Here is a 19,279-nt window from a genome sequence, read left to right on the forward strand (position 1 = left end):
AATATGGAATTCGCATAGGTCTTTATTATTGTTTGCATAGCATTTCTGGTGTGCCCATTTCATAGATCAGAAGTGCCTTTACAGTTTGTTGAATGTGCGTTGTCAAATTGGTTTTGATGTAATTATTGTATAAATCTTCAGTTTTCAAGTTTAATAAATTTTCGAAGAAAGGTTTGTTCATGTGAAAATGAAAAAAAGTGCCCAGAATTGTGGGTGTGATAAGCGGAATAATAATATCTTTTCTGAAAATGCCTTTATTCTGGCCTTCTTTAATTATAATTTCAAGGGATTTTAGATTTCCTTTTTTTAATTCTGAAAAAACTGAAAGATTTTGTTTGCTTTTTTTGGAGGGGAATTCAAAGTGTAATATTCTATAAATCCCTCGATTACTATTGATTCTGTTGATGTACAGTTCAATCAGCTTATTGATTTTGTCAAGGGGTTCCAGATCTTCCAGTAATAAATGTTCTAATTGATTTTTAAGATCTGAAGTTCTGTACACTATAAGCGATTCCAGTAGTCGCTCTTTGGACCCAAAATAATACGAAACCATAGCAATATTGATTTTTGCTATTTTTGCTATGTTCCTAATCGAAGTACCGTCAAATCCCTTTTCTGCAAAAAGAGTTTCTGCAACTTCCAGGATTTGAATTTGTTTGTCGTTAAAATTACGTTTCAAGAGAATTTAATTTTTTCAAAAACAAAACTAAACAAGCGTTTAAATTAAACAACCGTTTGGTTTTTATTTAACATTGTTTTAACATTTTAAATAAAGCCGAACGGTTTTTTTTATTTTTGATAGTCTCAAAAAGGAAGGTTTCGGGAACGGTGACTTCTATCTAAAATTGTGAATATCTATTTTAGGAATAGTAAATTTAGTTTCCTTTAAAATCTATCTTTGACATCCTAAAAATAAAATAAAATGAGCACAACTTGGTACGAATGCAAAGTGAAATATAGAAAAACAGATGAAACTGGCGGGCAAAAAATTACGACCGAACCCTACTTGGTAGATGCGTTATCTTACACAGAAGCCGAAAGCCGAATTAATGAAGAAATGTCAGCGTATATCAGTGAAGAATTCAAAATCACGAATATAAAAGTGGCTAATTATGCTGAGATTCATCCTTTTGAAAATGCAGATCGCTGGTTTAGATCTAAAGTTTCATTACTCGCCTATGACGAAGAAAGTGGCAAAGAACGCAAGACCAATATGTATTTATTAGTGCAAGCCAATGAGGTAAAAGAGGCTTATGATAATACTATCAGTGTGATGAAAGGCACGATGGGAGATTATACGATTCCTGCTATTTCAGAATCTCCTATTATGGATGTTTTTCCGTATTTCAGTGGAGAAGAAGGAGAATTGGAACAATTAGAAAGGTTCAATGCAATCAAAGCTTCTAAACCGGAAGCAACTGTCGAGATAGAAGATCACATGGAGTTTGAAACCGCACTTGAAGAAGAAGTTGCAGTTTAAGACAAATTGTATTAAATAAAACTCACCGCAAATTCGCAAATTATAGAAACCGTTGCTAACTGTTTTTATCTGCGAATTTGCGGTTTTTAAATTTTAATACTAAGTTTTTTATAATTCCAATTGGTTCTGTCTAGCCAAGACTTTCTCGTATGCTTTTCGTGGGCTTCCTCTAAAATAAACTTCACCACAATAGGTATAACCTGAACTTTCAAAAATTTTTATCATGGCAATGTTGTCAAAATTGGTGTCTGCTTTTATGCTGTAAATGAGGTTGCTTACCGCAAAATCCTCAATGTGTCTGAGAATCATTTTAGCCAAGCCTTTGCCTAAATACTTTTCAGCAATAGCTACGCGGTGAAGTACAACAAAATCATCATTGGTTAACCAGTTTCCTTCAATTTTCTCATAAGCAGGCTCGTCATTGATTAATACCGCACTATAGCCAATGATGGTTTCTCCTTCAACCAAAACAAATCCTTCCCCTTTTTCTATATCTTTTTGTACAACCTCTGGATTTGGGTAACCGTCTTGCCATTGATTGCTGCCGTCTTTTTTTCTTCGAATGATAGCTTGTTGTAATATCTCCCATATTGGAGATATCTCAGAGGATTCTGCTTTTCTAAAGTGATACTTGATCATCGTAATTTAAGTTTTTTAGGGTATTCGCTAAAGTATTTCTGCCGCTTACAAAGGGTACTAAATTAGGTTTTATTTTTCGTTTTTTTTTAGCTTTGGTCTATAAAAGAGTGTTTTTTTATACTCAAAAGAAGCTGTAGAGTACAAATGAATCAACTTCTGGAACGTTTATGGAATGACAGAACAGAACTGTTGAATAAAAAAAAGACTACAGCAATTCCTGAAATTAAACTAGAGTCAAATTTAACAATGATAGCGGTGGTGGGCATCTAACACTATTTGTCAATAGATAAAATACGTTTTTTATGTTTCATAAGTGTGTAAATTATTCGAGCGCAATACCCAAAACAAATCCTAAAGTATTCTAAATTGTATTGATTTACAGTTTTTTATTTCTGAATTTTGATATCTAAAGATAGATCATGAAAAAGAAAATTCTGGCCTTAGGAAGTCTAACATTGCTCTCAGTAACTTTATTCGTAATGAATCTGTGCCACTCTACACCTAAAAAGGTAAAGGCAATACAAAATTTTGATAAAGACAAATTTCTAGGCAACTGGTACGAAATTGCACGGCTGGATTTTGTTTTTGAAAAAAATTTAAACAATACCACAGCTAAATATTCACTCAATAAGGATGGAAGTCTTAAAGTGATAAATCGGGGTTTTAATTTTATAAAGAACAAATACGTTGCAGCTACAGGCAAGGTTAAGTTTGCGGGCGATTCAAACACCGGAAAATTAAAAGTTTCTTTTTTTGGTCCATTTTATTCAGGGTACACCATTATAGCACTTGATTCGGATTATAAATATGCTTTGATGGCTGGGAGAAGTCTTAAGAATTTATGGTTTCTTTCACGAGATAAAACAATGCCTCAAAATATAAAACAAGAGTATCTAAAAACAGCACAAGACCTTGGCTACAATACTTCACAACTCATTTGGGTCCAACACAATTAATTGATACAATTGAAAACGTACTTGCTTATTTTCAATAATTGGTACTTAGTACGTTCCAATTGAAGCCGTAAATTGTGCAGGAATGTATGAAAAAAAATATTTATTAATTTTTTCAGGAAAAATTAGAATAGTATTTTTGTCACATGAATTTATCCAAATCAAGTGTTTTGTTTATGGCAGCCTGCACTGGACTTATTGTTGCCAACCTCTATTATTGCCAACCCTTAATTATTTTAATAGCATCCGAATTTAAAATCCCCGTTACGGATTCCGGTACAATAACCTACCTGACGCAAGCAGGTTATGCTATTGGACTTTTTTTTATGGTTCCGCTTGGCGATAAGATTGAACGTAAAAAACAGATTTTAATCACCACTTTTGCCTCAGTAATAGCCTTGATTATTGCGGCTACTGCCCAAAGTTTTGTGGTGCTAGAAATTGCTTCATTACTTATAGGTATTACTTCTATAGTACCACAATTGATTTTACCTTTGGCTGCCTCTTTGAGTAAGCCGGAAGAACGGGGTAAAGTGGTAGGGACCATTATGAGTGGTTTGCTTGTGGGGATATTATTGTCTAGAACCCTTAGCGGCTTTATTGGAGATATTTGGGGCTGGCGAGCCATGTTTTGGATAGCCGCCGGAATATGTCTTTTTATTTTTTTGTAATCTACAAGCAATTTCCATTCAATCAACCAGTATTCGGGGGAACTTATGCGCAATTAATCCAATCGCTTTTTTCTTTGATAAAAACCCAACCGTTATTGCGAGAAGCAACCGTGATGAATGTATTTTGTTTTGCTCAATTTGGAGCGTTTTGGACCACAATGGTGTTATTGCTTTCTGATGATCCTTTTCATTTTAATAGCGCAACAATAGGTCTTTTTGGCGTGGTGGGCGCTTCCGGAGCATTAGCGGCACCTTTGGTAGGTAAAATCGGAGACAAAGGCAGTTCTAGAGTTGTTGTGGGATATGGCAGTTTATTGATGTTAGTCAGTTTTGTTATTTTTTATTTTTCAGCACAAAGTATTATCGGAATAATTATAGGGATTGTCTGTATTGATATTGGTTTACAAAGTGTTCATATTTCAAATCAAACCCGTGTATATTCAATACTTCCAGAGGCACGAAACCGTATGAACACCGTGTATATGTCGTTTAGTTTTTTAGGAACTGCGGCAGGTTCAGCTTATGGTTTGATGTTATGGAAATATGGAGGCTGGAAGGCTGTTACTTTGGGTTGCATTATTTTGTCATTATTAGCATTAACTGTGTATGCAGTTACTTATAAACGCAAAGACAAAGTGCAAAAAGTACAATGAATTGAGTATTATAAAAAAAGCGCAAAGTATTTTGACTTTGCGCTTTTTTTATAATACTCTGAAATACTTTAAAAAAAAAAATAGTTTTTTACATGAGTTTGCCAAAGAAAACAGCATTCCAAAATAATTTTTCTGTTCCCAGCCAGAAGGCTCGGAAATTAGTATTGTCTGTGAAAATTAAAATAGCTCCATCTCCTTTTCGAATGGCTTGAAACGGTACGGTTTCTTTTAACAACTCCAGTTTTGGTTTCGAAATGTAACCGCTCAACAATGGATTTTTAGTATACTGGATTGGATTACCAAAACTGTTTTTATTGGGTTCAATAAAAATAGAGGAGTTTCTGAAAATAGGCATCGTATTTCGTGGCATTCCATAATTAATAGGATGTGATAAATCTAATCTGGTTTCAAATATTGCCCCGCCAATCTCTTGTGCTCCCTTGAAATCACTAGTTTGTTCAAATGAAATTGCTTTAGCTTCATTTTTAGTAGTTTTCAAAGTTAATTCAATTAATTTACTATCATTCAGCCATTTAATAGCATCCTGATACGCAATTAAAGTTCCTCCACTTTGAGTCCATTGCTCTATTTTAGCTGCTGTAGCTGGTGAAAGTCCACCATAATTTCCATTGACCATGATCAAAGTCGTATAACCACTTAGAGTCACTCTTTGTAGTTGTTCCATATCTATTTTAGTCAATGGAATTTGTGCTTTTTGATCAAATAAATGCCATAATTCTCCCGCATCTGATGGATCAACACCACGTCCCACGACCATAGCTACTTTAGGCATGGTAAGATTGACTAGATTGGGATTTCCTAAATTGGCACCATCAGTAAACCCGGTTTCTACGGCGGTAATAGCAATAGCGTATTCCGGGATAATTTGGTTCAGGTACGCATACATTTCATCTGAACTCATTGTCTGATTCTGAACAGGTACTAACAAACTCCCATAGGAAAAAGTTTTTCCGTTGTGGACAAATGGTTTCTTAGTGGTTTTTATACGCAGTCCTTTGGCCTGTAATTGGTATAAAAGTTTAGGAGAATTGTAGTCTGTCCATTCGATTAGGTATCCTACATCACTTTTTTGATTGACCGTTCCGGGTTTCAATACATTTTCGTAACGTGCCCCGGCTTGTGAAAGGGAATTCAGTTCCTCAAAATTTAAATTGAAAGCCAGATCAAAATTCCATGCTGAAATGTCATAAAAGATACTGTCTTTGAACTTGGTTTGTCTATCAAAAATAGCGTGTATGAGCTTTGATTTTTTTTGTTCCATGGGAATAATAATACTCAAATCTTTACTGAATTTCTTTTTGTTGATGGTGATGTCTTCTTTCAATTGCAGCATTTCAATTTTATGCTGGCTAAGTATTTTGGCGAGTTCTTGAACTTTAGTAGCATCTTTTTCGTCTCCAAATACATAGCCTTTTGTTTTGTTTCTTTTACTTTCGGCACTGGAATTAGTAAAAAAATCGCGTTGGTATTCCAGCAACTCTTTTCGCATTTCATACGCAGCCTGTACTGATGACAAGCTGGTTGTAAATTGATTTTTGATGGTAAATGGAAAAGTGATTATTCCGTTTACGCTTTGTTGGGCATGTCCTCTTGAACTCGCTTGTTCAAATAAAATACCGATACCTCCATTGATGTCAGGATAGGTAGATCCTTTGCCGTAATAAAAGTCATCAAAACCATCTTCGACATAATAAAAACTTCCAATTTTATCCAATGCTTTGGCATGGTAGCCTGCAATTTTTTTGGTTAGTTTTTGGTTTAATTCAGGAGTGAGTGGGTTGGTGCGACTTTGAACTCCCGGCTGAAAAAAGTAAGTCGAATTAGTTCCCATTTCGTGAAAATCACACAATACATTTGGCATCCATTTCCTGAAAGTCCTAATGCGCGCCTGACTTTCTGGAAGTTGAACGGGAAGCCAGTCTCTGTTCATGTCAAACCAGTAGTGATTAAATCTTCCGCCTGGCCATGCTTCATTAAATTCTCGGTCATTAGGATCTGTTACTAAGTTTTTACTTTTATGGCTGTTCACCCAAGTTGAAAAACGATGCAAACCATCTGGATTTAAACTTGGATCTAATAGAATAATCGTATTATCCAGCATTTTCTTTAGTTCAGGACTTTCTGAGGCTGTAAGATAATAGGCCAGAGCAATTGCGGCACCGGTTCCGCTGGATTCATTTCCATGGATTGAATAGCCTAAATAGAGTACGATAGGCAAATTAGATACATCCGAAGCATTAGTATCTGAATCCGATAAAGCGAGGTGTTTTCTATGAATTTCATCAATTTTTGCTAAATTTTCAGGACTTGAAATGGTAAGTAATTGTAGTGGACGGTTTTCATAAGTGTAACCGGTTGTTTCTATTTGCACTCTGTCAGAAGCTTTTGCAATAGCTTCCATAAAGCGAACTACTTGATTGTGATCAGTATGCATTTCTCCTAATTCAAAATTAAAAACACTTTTAGGTGTCGGAATTTTGTCATTGTACGTTTCGTTTTGCGGCAAAAAATACGCTAGCGGTACTGGTCTTTCTTGCGCATTGCAAATGAAACTAAAAAAGAGTAAAAGGTAATAAATAGATTTCATAGATAAATAGGTTTTTAGTGGTGACGGTATAAAAAGAATCATTTGAATACAGGTTGTGTTAGAATTACATCAAAGATTAAATTTCAAGTGGCTTTAAATAGGATCCTTTTTAAGACAGAAAATTGGAAGAAATTTCAAGATGATTTATCAAATGTAACGTTTTAGTGAATAGGTTCAAATAAATTAATTTTGTAAATTTGCATTTCAATAAAAATTAAAAAGCAATGGAAAACGGAATATATGCTAAGTTCAACACCACAAAAGGGGCTGTTTTAGTAAAACTAACGCACGATTTGACTCCTGGTACAGTTGGGAACTTTGTAGGATTAGCAGAAGGGAACTTAGAAAATAAAGTTAAACCACAAGGAGTTAAGTTTTATAATGGATTAAAATTTCACAGAGTAATTCCTGATTTTATGGTACAAGGCGGTTGTCCACAAGGAACAGGAACTGGAGATCCAGGGTACAAATTTGATGATGAGTTTCATCCAAGTCTAAAACATGATCGTCCGGGTGTTTTGGCGATGGCCAATTCAGGACCAGGAACGAATGGTTCTCAATTTTACATTACACACATTCCTACGGAATGGCTGGATAATAAGCATACTGTTTTTGGTCATGTAGTTGAAGGTCAGGATGTCGTTGATGCTATCGCTCAAGGCGATGTTTTAGAGACTTTAGAGATCGTTAGAGTAGGAGATGAAGCTAAAAATTGGAATGCAATTGAAGCTTTTATTAGCTTTAAGGGATCACGGAACAAACGGGATGCCACTTTGAAAGCTGATGCTGAAGCTGCGATGGAAAAATTAGCTGCGGGTTTTGAAAAAACAGAAAGTGGACTGCGTTACCAATTCATCCAAAGAGGAGAAGGTAAAAAAGCAGAAAGCGGAAAAACCGTTGCTGTTCACTATGAAGGTTCATTAGAGAATGGAAAAGTGTTTGATTCCTCTTATCCAAGAAAAAAACCAATCGAATTTAGATTGGGGCAAGGTCAGGTTATTGAGGGTTGGGATGAAGGAATTGCCTTGTTGCGTGTAGGTGACAAAGCACGTTTTGTGATTCCATCTCATTTAGGGTATGGATCTCGTGGTGCCGGAGGAGCAATTCCGCCAAATGCTACTTTGATTTTTGATGTAGAATTGATGGAAGTAAAATAGTTTTTAGTACTCTTTTCAGCGACTAGAAAAGACAAATACAAAGAATCCCAAAACGAAAGTTTTGGGATTCTTTTATACCGCTTATTTTACTGTACTTATTTTTATATTTTTTCGCTTATTTTTAAGGCTTTTTTATCGGAATACTTAATTGTCAATATTTATTCTTACTTCTTGGTAATTGGCATCATAGCGCCAGGAAAAACCAATACCTCCATACAGTGCAGATGGAGTATCTTTAAGACTTGTACTTATTGAGGCATCAATTTGCATGTCTTTATTTAACAAATAAGCAGCGCCACCACGAACAATTGCATCGCTGTAAAAATCACTTTTGAACCCCTGATTTTCTACAAATCCGGACCATTTGTCATTAAACCCTCTAGTCAAAGTTAGCACGTAGCCATAACTCGGGAAATCAGTTGTAATATAGTCAGCAATGATATTCGTTACAAAAACCCACCTGCCATCACCTAAATGATTTTGGGTAATCAACATAATTTTTGGAGATATACCGGATTCAGTGGAAAAAGAATACGGATTGTCTGCCATTGTAAAATTAGCTCCTGCAAACACAGATACAGCAGGTATTAGTTGGTGCCAGTCAAAACTGCGATTGGCTTTCCAGCTGTAGAGGTTTGTTTTTTTTTCATAATTACGGAAAGGATCATACACTAAATATTTAGCTCCCAGAACCGTTTGCTTGAAGTCTGCACGATTGCTTTTGTTGAATAAAGAAGTGTACAGTTCGTTTTGGTATTGTATATCGGCTATCAATTCCAGCTTTTCCATGAATAATCCCCATCGCAATGTGGCATCAATCCCAAAACCGTTTGCATCATAGTTCAATAAACGATGGTTTTGTTTGATCCCGTAAACACCAGTTTCTATTTGGATAACAGACTTTCCAACAGCAAAAGCCGACATGGTTTCACCCGGTCTGTTCGAATTGATTTGATCCGTATGTTGCCCATAATGAATACTTGGAATCATTGAGAGAGCTACAATTAGTAAGATTTTGATTTTGGACATCTTATTTTTTTTAGTTAAAAAGTAACAACGCTTTTCAAATGTACTATATTTTATTATTTATTTAAGAGAGATAGTTTAATTTTGAACAGTTGATTTATTAATTTTGGAAAAAATTACACTTATATGCAAACAGCTTCATTTACGGGTTTTATAAAAGCACTTTTTTATATGATTGCTTTCTATTATATTTTTAGATTTTTGGCTAAATTATTTCTGCCATTATTAGTAAAAAAAGTAGTGCAGAAAGCAGGCGAAAACATGCAGAAGCAACAGCAGTATGCACAAGAGAATACGTGGCAAAAAACGCAATCTAAGGAGGAAGAAGTTCTTTACACAACAGCAAATACTAAAAACCCACGCGAAACCAAAAAAGTGGGCGATTATGTAGATTACGAAGAAATAGATTAAATTTGTCATTATTAGCATCATTTTTACTATAATCCAAACCATTTTACATTGAAAATAATAAATAAGTTCTATCCACACGCCTTAGCCATACTTGGTTTTGTTGTGATTTCTCTGCTATATTTTTATCCTGTGTTACAAGGAAAGCAAATTTTCCAGTCTGATATTGTGCAATATACAGGAATGGCCAAAGAGCAAAATGACTTTAGAGCCACCAATGATGTGGAGCCGTATTGGACTAATTCTGCATTTGGAGGTATGCCAACCTATCAACTAGGAGCCAAATATCCTCACGATTACATTGGGGCAATAGATGATGTATTGCGATTTTTACCGCGTCCTGCGGATTATTTGTTTTTATATTTTCTTGGATTTTATGGTTTGATGCTGGTATTAAAAGTGGATCCCTTAAAAGCCTTTTTTGGAGCATTGGCCTTTGGTTTATCTACATATCTGATTATTATTCTCGGTGTTGGTCATAATGCTAAAGCACACGCTATTGCGTATATGCCACTGGTTATTGCTGGATTTATTTTGGTGTTTCAAAAAAAATATATTCTTGGAGGTTTGATTACGCTTTTTGCGACAGCATTAGAAATCAATGCGAATCACTTCCAGATGACCTATTATTTATTGATTTTCTTATTGATTCTTTCTATATATTTTGTGTACCGGCAAGTAAAAGAAAAAGACTATAAATCGCTACTGTATTCATTTGGAATACTTGCGGTTGCGGGAATATTTGCTATTGGCACCAATGCGACTAATTTATTAGCTACTGCCGAATATGCAGATTTTAGTACTCGAGGGAAAAGTGAATTAACCTTTAATCCTGATGGTTCAAAAAAGGATAGTAATAGCGCCTTGACGTATGAGTACATAACGGAATACAGTTATGGAATTATGGAAAGTTTTAATCTGATAGCGCCCCGACTTTTTGGAGGCTCAAATAATGAGGCAGTAGGAAAAGACAGTAATATGTTTGAACTAATGGTGGGCAAGGGCGTACCAGAAGATCAGGCAACTGATTTTGTTTCAGGAATGCCAACCTATTGGGGAGATCAACCCATAGTTGCTGCTCCCGCATACATTGGTATAGTGGTTTTCTTTTTGGCTATTATGGCCTTGTTTATTGATACACGCAAAATAAAATATGTATTCCTTTCTGGAGCTGTAGTTGCTTTGATACTTTCATGGGGGAAGAATCTTCCTTTAGTGACTGATTTTTTTATTGACTATATTCCTATGTACAATAAATTTAGAGCAGTTTCCTCCATACAAGTTATTCTTGAATTGTGTTTTCCTGTTCTGGCTATTATGGGATTGCAGTCTTTCTTTACATTGGACAAAAAACTACAAAAGAAAGCCGTAATGGAGACCGGTGTTTTAGGGCTGGGATTAATACTGATCTTGTTTTTTAGTAAAAGTATGTTTAGTTTCTCTGGAGGTAATGATGCGTATTATCAACAAAGTTACGGACCTGACTTTGTTAATGCCTTAAAACAGGACCGAATGAGTTTGTATAGTGCTGATTTATTGCGATCTGGTTTCTTGATAGTAATTACAGCGGGTATTTTATGGTTGTTTATTAAAGATAGGTTTGCTCAGAAAACCGCTATTATACTTGTAGGCTTATTGATGGTTTTTGATTTGTTTTTTGTTGATAAAAATTATGTGTCAGGAAAAGATTTTGTCAGCGGCAGGGAAGTGGAAGTCCCATTTCAGGAAACAGCTTCCGATGTTGAAATTCTCAAGGATACAACTCATTACAGAGTTTTTGAAGTAAGTGGAAACTTGTCCAGCGCACGTGCTTCTTATTTTCATAAATCAATTGGTGGCTACAGTGCCGTGAAGCCGCGAAGAATGCAACAATTATTTGATTATCAAATTGCCAATAATAATATGGAAATCCTAAACATGCTAAATGTCAAGTATGTAATTCAGACGGATAAGGAAGGAAAAGAATTTCCAACTTCGAACCCAAATGCCAATGGGAATGCCTGGTTTGTAAGCAGTGTGAAAGTAGTTAATACCCCTGATGATGAGATGAAATCTTTAGGACAACTAGATACTAAAGATGTCGCAATATTTAACCGGCATGAGCATGGATCTAAGTTTAGAAATGTTGGATTGAAAAGGAGATGGGATACCAGTGGAACCATTCAATTAGACGTTTACAAACCCAATTATCTTAAATATACTGCTAATAATACTAAATATGCTTTGGCAGTTTTCTCTGAAATATATTATGAAAAGGGATGGAATGCCTATGTTGATGGCGTAAAAACAGTTCATTTCCCTGTTGATTATGTATTGAGAGCACTAGTTCTTCCAGGGGGGCAACACAAAATAGAATTCAAGTTTGAACCTCAAGTTATAAAAACCGGAAGCACGATTACGTTGGTAAGTTCCATAGGAATGTTGTTGCTTTTGATTGGTGGGATTTATTTTGAAAGAAAAAAAAGGCGTTAGCTGTCTGATATTTATTTGTAAATTTGATCTAATAAATTTCGAATACATTCTAAATTTTTAATGCAATGGGTAAAGTCAAATTAAATCACGAACATCAACAGTAAAGGAGGCTAGATATGTTGAGGAAACAAGAGGATTGACTTATCAGCAACGTTTTGAAAAACTGATGGCAATAATCGAAATATCTTGCTTATTAAAGGCAGCAAAGAAATATTCAAAATCAAAATAATTTGAAATGAATATGCATAAACAAATAATAGATGTTTGGAAGTACTTGTCAGAAAACAAGGTAAACTATTTAACTATCGGTGGATTTGCAGTAAATATTTACGGCTACGGAAGAAACACAGGAGATATTGATATTTTCATTGAAGATACGATTGCTAATCGTGGAAATTTAAGAAATGCGATCAAACAAATTGGTTTAGGTGATTTTTAAAGTATTAATACAATGCAATTTATTCCGGGACGGACAGATTTCACTCTAAATATTAATTTTAGATTGGATATTATGACTTCTGTTAAAGGTTTAGAAAATCAGCCTTTTGTAGTACTTTTAGAAAAAGCAAATATCATAGATATAGATGGAATTCCAGTGTTTTTTATTGATTATGATAATTTGATTATTTCCAAAAAAGCAGCTAATAGACTTAAAGATCAACTAGATATTGAAGAGTTGGAGAAACTAAATAACAAAAATATTTATTAAAATTATGATAGAATTATTCGGTTTAAAATCGTTTCAACAAATATTGTTGTTACTTTTTTTATTAGGTTTTATTTTTGGAGTATTGTTTGGTATTTACTTATTTATACCTGACAAATTTAAATATTATTCAGTAATCCCCGCTTTACCGGCTTTTTACATTATTTCAAAAGGATTGTATCAAAACAGTACTTTGTTTTTTACGGATTTAAAATCAATTACAACAAAATCCTAAACTTGGAACCAAAAAAAATTTTAATAATTACCTATTATTGGCCACCGGCTGGAGGACCTGGGGTACAACGTTGGCTAAAGTTTGTTAAGTATTTGCCAGATTTTGGCATTCAGCCGATTGTGTATATTCCGGAGAATCCAACTTATCCTATTGTTGATGAAAACTTGGTTAAAGAAGTTTCGGATAAGACCATTATTCTGAAACAGAAAATTTTTGAACCGTATCAACTGGCTTCGTTTCTTTCGAAAAACAAAACCCAAAAAATCAGTTCCGGGATTATTCCAAATCAAAAAAAACAATCTTTTCTGGATAAAACGTTTCTTTGGATTCGCGGGAATCTTTTTATTCCAGATGCACGTGTTTTTTGGGTAAAACCATCAGTTGCTTATCTGGAGAAATATATTGTAGAAAACAATATTGATACCATAGTTACTTCCGGACCACCGCACAGTCTGCATCTTATTGGAATGGAATTAAAACAGAAATTAGATTTAAAATGGTTTGCTGATTTCAGGGATCCATGGACCACTATTGGTTATCACAAATCCTTGCGATTGTCGAGTTTTGCTGCTAAAAAACACAAAGCACTAGAACACCAGGTTTTGAATACAGCCGATACCATTATAGTCACGAGTAAAACTACTAAAACTGAATTTGTAGCGATTACAAATAAGCCCATTGCGGTAATTACCAATGGGTATGATATGGAGCAAGTCGAAAAACAAGTGTTAGATTCTAAATTTTCTTTGGCGCACATTGGTTCTTTTCTTTCCGAGAGAAATCCTCTGATTTTATGGGAGAGTTTGGTTGAATTAATTAATGAGATTCCGGAGTTCAAATCGCATGTAGAAATAAAGCTAATCGGAGCAGTCAGTCAAGAAGTTTTGGAAACTATGACGCAATTCGGGTTAAATTCCTATTTGAATAATTTGGGATATGTTTCGCATGCAGAAGCGATTGCACATCAAAGAAAATCCCAGGTTTTGTTGCTTGTCGAAATTAATTCTCAAGAGACTAAAAGCATTATCCCTGGAAAATTATTTGAATATATGGTTTCCAGCCGTCCAATTATTGCAATTGGTCCCAAAGGTTCTGATTTTGCCGAAATTATTACCACTACCAACACAGGCATATTTTTTGATTATTCGGAGAAAATGAAACTTAAAAGTGTAATTTTGGACTTTTATAATCAGTTTTTGGAAGGTGAATTGCAAGTAAATGGAGTTGGATTACAGCGTTATTCCAGAAAAAATCTTACAAAAGAATTGGTTGAACTGCTTAATAAAATATAAATTAAAAGTGAGATTGCTTTGTGTCTCGCAATGATAAAGAAATGGGAATAGTATTAAATCAATCTTTAAAGAATACAATAATTACCTATTTTGGTTTTGGTATTGGGGCAATAAATACACTTTATTTGTATCCGTTTTTTTTAGGAACAGTATTTTATGCCTTAACAAACTACATTCTTTCTTGGGCAAATATCATTATGCCTTTATTGGCTTTTGGTATGCAAAATACGTTGGTGAAGTTTTATACTCAGTATAAAACAGAAGAAGAACGCTCTCAGTTTCTCTCGTTTACTGTACTAATTCCTTTCTTGTTGTGTATCCCTTTAGTATTGATTGGATTATTCTTTTTTGAACCTATTTCATTATACTTGAGCAAAGAAAATCCTGTAGTCAAGGATTATTTATGGCTTATTCCATTTATAGGACTTAGTATGGCTTATTTCGAGATCTTTTATGCTTGGGCCAGAGTGCACATGCATTCGGTTTTTGGAAATTTTGTGAAAGAGGTAGGGCTAAGATTATTTTCTTTATTTGCTTTGATTGGAGTCTATTATAAATGGATTACAGTGGTACAATTTATTTATGTTACTGCTATTATTTATTTTCTGGCTTTTGCTATAACGATGTTTTATGCTTTCCGAATAAAAAAACCTGTATTTCAGTTTTCCATTCCTCAAAATGTGAAAGATGTTTTAGTATATACTTTTTTCATTATTTTATCAGGTAGTGTTGCGGTTATGTTGTTGGATATTGATAAAATTATGCTGAATCAATACATTAAAATTGAGAATATAGCCTATTATTCCGTTGCTACTTATATTGCATCCGTCATAGCAGTTCCCAGTAGGGCGATGCATCAAATTACATATCCCATAACGGCTAAGTTAATGCATGAGAATAAACAGGATGAATTAAATGATTTGTACAAAAAGACTTCAATTAATTTGCAAGTTGTAGGTGGTTTTGTAATGCTGTGTATTTTTGTCAATATCAACCAGTTGTATGTAATGGTTCCAAAAGAGTATAGTGGAGGAATTCTAGTGGTATTTTTGATAGGGATTTCTAAATATTTTGATTTGATTTTAGGAAATAATAATGCTATTATTTTTAATTCAAAATACTACCGTATGGTCTTGTTTTTAGGTTTATTACTTGTTTTTCTAACAATAGGACTGAATATGTTTTTTATACCAAGATATGCTATAACAGGAACTGCAGTAGCTACTTTGTTATCAATAACACTGTATAGTTTGGCTAAACTGCTTTTTGTAGTCAAGCGTATGCACTTGTATCCGTTTACAATACAGACATTATATTCTCTTGCGATAACTTTTGTATTGTTCTTGATGTTTTATTTCTGGGAATTTCCTTTTCATCCAATCATAAGCATAGGATTAAAATCTATTTTAGTAGCCGTTTTATATATTTATATTAATTACAAGTTTGTTATTTCAATAGAGATAAACGAAGCTCTGAATCTGGTTGTAAAAAAATTCACCTAAATATTATTTATTTTCGGATTGTTACGTATTAAGTCACTTATTTTCATGTATTTATAATTATTATTTTTATATTTAATAAAAAATAGAAATGCAAAATATCACTAAAAGTGGGTATTGTGAAGTTCTAAAATTGCCATTATTTTTGTAAACGTCATTTTGTCACTACTAGTAAAAAAATTAGAGATAAATTATCTGAAATAATATGAAAAGCAATACAAGTATAACCGAGGAGAATTTTATAAAGTTTTCCTCCATCCTGGAAAATAAAACCAACCATGGATTTATAGTGTTGGAACGAAACGACAAGTTGCCCTTCGCTATTTTATTGAAAAAAAGAAAAAAAGTAGATCATCTTTTTAATTTTTGTATCTGTTGCATTACATTAGGACTGTGGTCCATCGCCTGGATTTATATTACACAGGTTTCCTCAAAAGCTAAAAAAATACTTGTAGCTATTGATGAAGATGGAAATACTTTTGAAGAGAAATGTTATATGGGATAATATTTATAATTTATCTTTCAAATATTTTCCCGTAACAGATTCTTTTATTTTAACAACTTGTTCCGGAGTTCCTACCGCCAATAATTTCCCGCCATTTTCCCCGCCCTCAGGCCCCAAATCAATAATCCAATCCGCACATTTTATTAAATCAAGGTTGTGTTCAATAACAATAATTGAATGTCCTTTATCAATCAATGCATCGAAAGACGCTAATAATTTTTTGATGTCATGAAAGTGCAGTCCCGTTGTAGGTTCGTCAAAAACAAATAAGGCTTTGTCTTTTGTAGCTCCTTTCACTAAGAATGAAGCCAGTTTTATTCGTTGGGCTTCGCCTCCGGACAGAGTAGAAGATGATTGGCCTAATTGAACATATCCCAATCCCACATCTTGCAAAGGCTGTAATTTTTGAGTAATTTTAGTCTGTTTATTTGCTATAAAAAAGGCAATAGCATCATCGATTGTCATCGTTAGTATATCGTGAATGTTTTTACCTTCAAAAGCGACTTCCAGTACTTCTTTTTTGAATCGTTTCCCGTTGCAGGTTTCACAAGGTAATTGTACATCAGCCATAAAAACCATTTCTACGTTGATAGCACCTTCCCCTTTACATGTTTCACATCTCCCTCCATCAACATTAAAAGAAAAATGTTTGGCTTGATAGCCTCTAATCGTTGATAGTTTTTGTTTAGCATACAATTCTCGGATATCATCATACGCCTTGATATACGTCACCGGATTAGAACGGGAACTTCTTCCTATTGGGTTTTGATCTACGTATTCTATGTGTTTAATTTGAGCAAAAGAACCGGTCATTTCAGTAAATTGTCCTGCTTTTTCACCTGCGTTTTCCAACTTTTTTTGCATGGCCGGAAAAAGGATTTTCTTAACAAGCGTACTTTTTCCACTTCCAGAAACTCCTGTAATAACCGTTAATACATCCAGTGGAAAAGTAACATCAATATTTTGTAAATTATTTTCTCGTGCTCCTTTTATGTCTATAAAATTCTTGAAAAGTCTTCGTTTTTTAGGGACGGTAATTTCTAAATCACCGTTTAGATATTTTGCTGTAAGTGAAGTAGATTTTAGTATTTCATCATAGGTTCCCTGCGCGACTAAATGCCCGCCTAAAGTTCCTGCTTCCGGACCTATATCAATAATCATATCAGCGGCTTTCATGATATCCTCATCGTGTTCTACCACAATGACCGTATTGCCTAAATCGCGTAACGATAACAATACTTTTATCAAACGTTCCGTATCTTTTGGATGTAAACCAATACTGGGTTCATCCAAGATATACATTGAACCCACTAAGCTGCTCCCTAATGAAGTGGCTAAGTTGATGCGTTGTGATTCACCTCCAGAAAGTGTTGCAGAATTTCTGTTTAATGTAAGGTAGTCTAATCCTACTTCGGTTAAAAACGATAGACGGTTGTTGATTTCAACCATTAATCGCTTCGCAATTTGCTTTTCATACACATCTAAATCAATGTTTTCGAAAAAGGTTACCAGATGTTTAATCGGTAAATCAACTAAATCAGAAACCGTTTTTGCGTTTATTTTCACATAGGAAGCTTCTACTCTCAAGCGTTTTCCTTTGCAGGAATGGCATTTGGTTTTGCCTCGATAGCGCGAAAGCATTACTCTGTTTTGAATTTTATAATTTTTTTCTTCCAGTTCTTTAAAAAAATCATTCAGCCCTTGAAAGTAGCTATTTCCATTCCAAATTAGTTCTTTTTGATCCTCAGACAACTCATAATACGGTTTGTGTATTGGAAAATCAAATTTGTAGGCATTATTTACTAATTCGTCGCGAAACCAGCTCATACTTTCTCCTCGCCAAGGGAAGATTGCGTTTTCATAAACAGACAAAGTGGTATTTGGCACGACTAATTCGGAATCAATTCCTATAATATTTCCATATCCTTCACAAACGGGACATGCTCCATACGGATTATTGAAGCTGAACAAATGAACGTTGGGTTCTAGAAATGTAATACCATCCAACTCAAAATTATTGGAGTAGGAATACTTTTTATCAGCGTTTAATTCTTGTAAATGGCAGATCCCTTTTCCTTCAAAGAAAGCAGTTTGCACCGCATCAGCAAGACGATTGTAGAATTCTTCTTCTCCGGAAGTATCGTGATTGACTACAATTCGGTCAATGATTAAGAATATTTCTTTTTTATCTAGTGAATCCGGTAAGTCGTCCAGACGAACCATTTCGTTATTCACTAATATTCGGGCAAAACCTTGCTGTAATAGGACCTTTAGTTTGTCTTCCAGTTTTCGCCCTTCTTCCAGATGAATCGGAGCAAGCAGCAACCATTTGCTGTTTATTGCAAATGTTTTGACATCGGTAACGACATCGGTAACGTTATTTTTTTTGACTTCCCGACCAGAAATAGGCGAATACGTGCGTCCAATTCTGGCAAAAAGCAATTTTACATAATCGTATATTTCGGTTGAGGTTCCTACAGTAGAGCGGGCATTGGTAGTATTCACCTTTTGTTCAATAGCAATTGCCGGAGCAATTCCTTTGATGTATTCCACTTTTGGTTTATCCAATCGTCCAAGAAATTGTCTCGCATACGAAGATAAACTTTCTACGTAACGGCGTTGCCCTTCGGCATATAAAGTATCAAAAGCCAAGCTTGATTTTCCAGAACCCGAAAGTCCCGTGATAACCACTAATTTATTGCGGGGAATGGCGACGTCTACATTTTTTAGGTTGTGTACTTGCGCTCCTTTTATAATAATATTTTTCTTTGGATCTAGTTTCGAAAGGTCAACTTGCATAAAAATGATAATTTTTACAAAAGTAATCAATTTTGAACAGAGAAAAGGGAATGAACAACTCACAAATAATCATTAAAAGCACGGTTGAAAAGTGCTTTTCTTCTTGTATCGTTTTAATATTTTCAATCCAATAAATAAATACTATTATTAATTTTATTTTTGAAAAATTAATAACA

At 34.4% G+C, this 19,279-nt stretch carries 16 protein-coding genes and 1 pseudogene; 12 read left to right on the forward strand and 5 right to left on the reverse strand.

Translation table 11 applies throughout. The annotated features are described in order from the left end of the window. Positions 1 to 25: 25 nt before the first annotated feature. Positions 26 to 679, reverse strand: a complete 654-nt coding sequence (locus tag EKL97_RS08500) for a TetR/AcrR family transcriptional regulator (protein ID WP_126463424.1) — start codon at positions 677 to 679, stop codon at positions 26 to 28. 243 nt (positions 680 to 922) lie between these two features. On the opposite strand from EKL97_RS08500, the gene EKL97_RS08505 reads away from it, so the two are divergent. Beyond that, positions 923 to 1,480: a DUF4494 domain-containing protein gene (locus tag EKL97_RS08505; protein WP_126455916.1), complete on the forward strand. Its 558-nt coding sequence runs from the start codon at positions 923 to 925 to the stop codon at positions 1,478 to 1,480. Positions 1,481 to 1,588: 108 nt separating this feature from the next. Here the strand turns inward: EKL97_RS08505 and EKL97_RS08510 are convergent, their stop codons facing one another. Continuing rightward, positions 1,589 to 2,119, reverse strand: coding sequence for a GNAT family N-acetyltransferase (locus tag EKL97_RS08510; protein ID WP_126555440.1), 531 nt, complete (start codon positions 2,117 to 2,119; stop codon positions 1,589 to 1,591). Positions 2,120 to 2,538: 419 nt separating this feature from the next. On the opposite strand from EKL97_RS08510, the gene EKL97_RS08515 reads away from it, so the two are divergent. Then, a complete protein-coding gene (locus EKL97_RS08515; RefSeq protein WP_126463420.1) occupies positions 2,539 to 3,075 on the forward strand; it encodes a lipocalin family protein in 537 nt (178 codons plus the stop codon). A 143-nt stretch (positions 3,076 to 3,218) separates the two neighbouring features. Next, positions 3,219 to 4,396 (forward strand): annotated as a pseudogene (locus EKL97_RS08520) (MFS transporter). Positions 4,397 to 4,484: 88 nt separating this feature from the next. On the opposite strand, the gene EKL97_RS08525 reads toward EKL97_RS08520, so the two are convergent. Continuing rightward, positions 4,485 to 7,004, reverse strand: coding sequence for a M14 family metallopeptidase (locus tag EKL97_RS08525; RefSeq protein ID WP_126568648.1), 2,520 nt, complete (start codon positions 7,002 to 7,004; stop codon positions 4,485 to 4,487). Positions 7,005 to 7,228: 224 nt separating this feature from the next. On the opposite strand from EKL97_RS08525, the gene EKL97_RS08530 reads away from it, so the two are divergent. Beyond that, positions 7,229 to 8,161, forward strand: coding sequence for a peptidylprolyl isomerase (locus EKL97_RS08530; protein WP_126455419.1), 933 nt, complete (start codon positions 7,229 to 7,231; stop codon positions 8,159 to 8,161). Between the two features lie 144 nt (positions 8,162 to 8,305). On the opposite strand, the gene EKL97_RS08535 is transcribed toward EKL97_RS08530, so the two are convergent. Then, a complete protein-coding gene (locus EKL97_RS08535; protein ID WP_199742826.1) occupies positions 8,306 to 9,190 on the reverse strand; it encodes a transporter in 885 nt (294 codons plus the stop codon). A 123-nt stretch (positions 9,191 to 9,313) separates the two neighbouring features. Here EKL97_RS08535 and EKL97_RS08540 point away from each other — a divergent pair, with 123 nt between their 5' ends. The 8 genes from EKL97_RS08540 (at position 9,314) to EKL97_RS08570 (ending at position 16,304) form a co-directional block, all read left to right on the forward strand. Then, the gene (locus tag EKL97_RS08540) at positions 9,314 to 9,598 is read left to right on the forward strand and encodes a DUF4834 family protein (protein ID WP_126455421.1); all 285 of its coding nucleotides are present in this window, start codon (positions 9,314 to 9,316) and stop codon (positions 9,596 to 9,598) included. Positions 9,599 to 9,646: 48 nt separating this feature from the next. After that, the gene (locus tag EKL97_RS08545) at positions 9,647 to 12,067 is read left to right on the forward strand and encodes a YfhO family protein (protein WP_126568649.1); all 2,421 of its coding nucleotides are present in this window, start codon (positions 9,647 to 9,649) and stop codon (positions 12,065 to 12,067) included. A gap of 235 nt (positions 12,068 to 12,302) precedes the next feature. Beyond that, positions 12,303 to 12,506, forward strand: coding sequence for a hypothetical protein (locus EKL97_RS15820; protein ID WP_233579320.1), 204 nt, complete (start codon positions 12,303 to 12,305; stop codon positions 12,504 to 12,506). 12 nt (positions 12,507 to 12,518) lie between these two features. Next, complete coding sequence (locus EKL97_RS15825) at positions 12,519 to 12,776, forward strand: hypothetical protein (RefSeq protein WP_233588568.1); 258 nt, start codon at positions 12,519 to 12,521, stop codon at positions 12,774 to 12,776. A gap of 4 nt (positions 12,777 to 12,780) precedes the next feature. Further along, positions 12,781 to 13,008 carry a hypothetical protein gene (locus EKL97_RS08555; protein WP_126463410.1) on the forward strand — a complete coding sequence of 76 codons (228 nt, stop codon included), beginning with the start codon at positions 12,781 to 12,783 and terminating at the stop codon, positions 13,006 to 13,008. A gap of 2 nt (positions 13,009 to 13,010) precedes the next feature. Further along, the gene (locus tag EKL97_RS08560) at positions 13,011 to 14,300 is read left to right on the forward strand and encodes a glycosyltransferase family 4 protein (protein ID WP_126568650.1); all 1,290 of its coding nucleotides are present in this window, start codon (positions 13,011 to 13,013) and stop codon (positions 14,298 to 14,300) included. 41 nt (positions 14,301 to 14,341) lie between these two features. Continuing rightward, positions 14,342 to 15,802, forward strand: a complete 1,461-nt coding sequence (locus tag EKL97_RS08565; protein ID WP_126568651.1) for a lipopolysaccharide biosynthesis protein — start codon at positions 14,342 to 14,344, stop codon at positions 15,800 to 15,802. Positions 15,803 to 16,004: 202 nt separating this feature from the next. Further along, entirely contained in the window at positions 16,005 to 16,304 is a 300-nt protein-coding gene (locus tag EKL97_RS08570) for a hypothetical protein (RefSeq protein WP_126463404.1), read from the forward strand. A gap of 3 nt (positions 16,305 to 16,307) precedes the next feature. On the opposite strand, the gene uvrA is transcribed toward EKL97_RS08570, so the two are convergent. Beyond that, complete coding sequence (gene uvrA / locus EKL97_RS08575) at positions 16,308 to 19,103, reverse strand: excinuclease ABC subunit UvrA (RefSeq protein WP_126564442.1); 2,796 nt, start codon at positions 19,101 to 19,103, stop codon at positions 16,308 to 16,310. Between the last annotated feature and the right edge of the window lie 176 nt (positions 19,104 to 19,279).

Origin of the sequence: Flavobacterium sp. LS1P28 (assembly GCF_003970335.1) — a bacterium.
Classification (GTDB): Bacteria; Bacteroidota; Bacteroidia; order Flavobacteriales; family Flavobacteriaceae; genus Flavobacterium.

What these genes read in the sequence shown, in the direction of transcription:
- EKL97_RS08570 (WP_126463404.1), top strand. Translation starts at nt 16,005, where the DNA reads ATGAAAAGCAATACAAGTATAACCGAGGAGAATTTTATAAAGTTTTCC.
- EKL97_RS08540 (WP_126455421.1), top strand. Translation starts at nt 9,314, where the DNA reads ATGCAAACAGCTTCATTTACGGGTTTTATAAAAGCACTTTTTTATATG.
- EKL97_RS08530 (WP_126455419.1), top strand. Translation starts at nt 7,229, where the DNA reads ATGGAAAACGGAATATATGCTAAGTTCAACACCACAAAAGGGGCTGTT.
- EKL97_RS08505 (WP_126455916.1), top strand. Translation starts at nt 923, where the DNA reads ATGAGCACAACTTGGTACGAATGCAAAGTGAAATATAGAAAAACAGAT.
- EKL97_RS08535 (WP_199742826.1), bottom strand. Translation starts at nt 9,190, where the DNA reads ATGTCCAAAATCAAAATCTTACTAATTGTAGCTCTCTCAATGATTCCA.
- EKL97_RS08555 (WP_126463410.1), top strand. Translation starts at nt 12,781, where the DNA reads ATGATAGAATTATTCGGTTTAAAATCGTTTCAACAAATATTGTTGTTA.
- EKL97_RS15825 (WP_233588568.1), top strand. Translation starts at nt 12,519, where the DNA reads ATGCAATTTATTCCGGGACGGACAGATTTCACTCTAAATATTAATTTT.
- EKL97_RS08510 (WP_126555440.1), bottom strand. Translation starts at nt 2,119, where the DNA reads ATGATCAAGTATCACTTTAGAAAAGCAGAATCCTCTGAGATATCTCCA.
- EKL97_RS08525 (WP_126568648.1), bottom strand. Translation starts at nt 7,004, where the DNA reads ATGAAATCTATTTATTACCTTTTACTCTTTTTTAGTTTCATTTGCAAT.
- uvrA (WP_126564442.1), bottom strand. Translation starts at nt 19,103, where the DNA reads ATGCAAGTTGACCTTTCGAAACTAGATCCAAAGAAAAATATTATTATA.
- EKL97_RS08515 (WP_126463420.1), top strand. Translation starts at nt 2,539, where the DNA reads ATGAAAAAGAAAATTCTGGCCTTAGGAAGTCTAACATTGCTCTCAGTA.
- EKL97_RS15820 (WP_233579320.1), top strand. Translation starts at nt 12,303, where the DNA reads ATGAATATGCATAAACAAATAATAGATGTTTGGAAGTACTTGTCAGAA.
- EKL97_RS08565 (WP_126568651.1), top strand. Translation starts at nt 14,342, where the DNA reads ATGGGAATAGTATTAAATCAATCTTTAAAGAATACAATAATTACCTAT.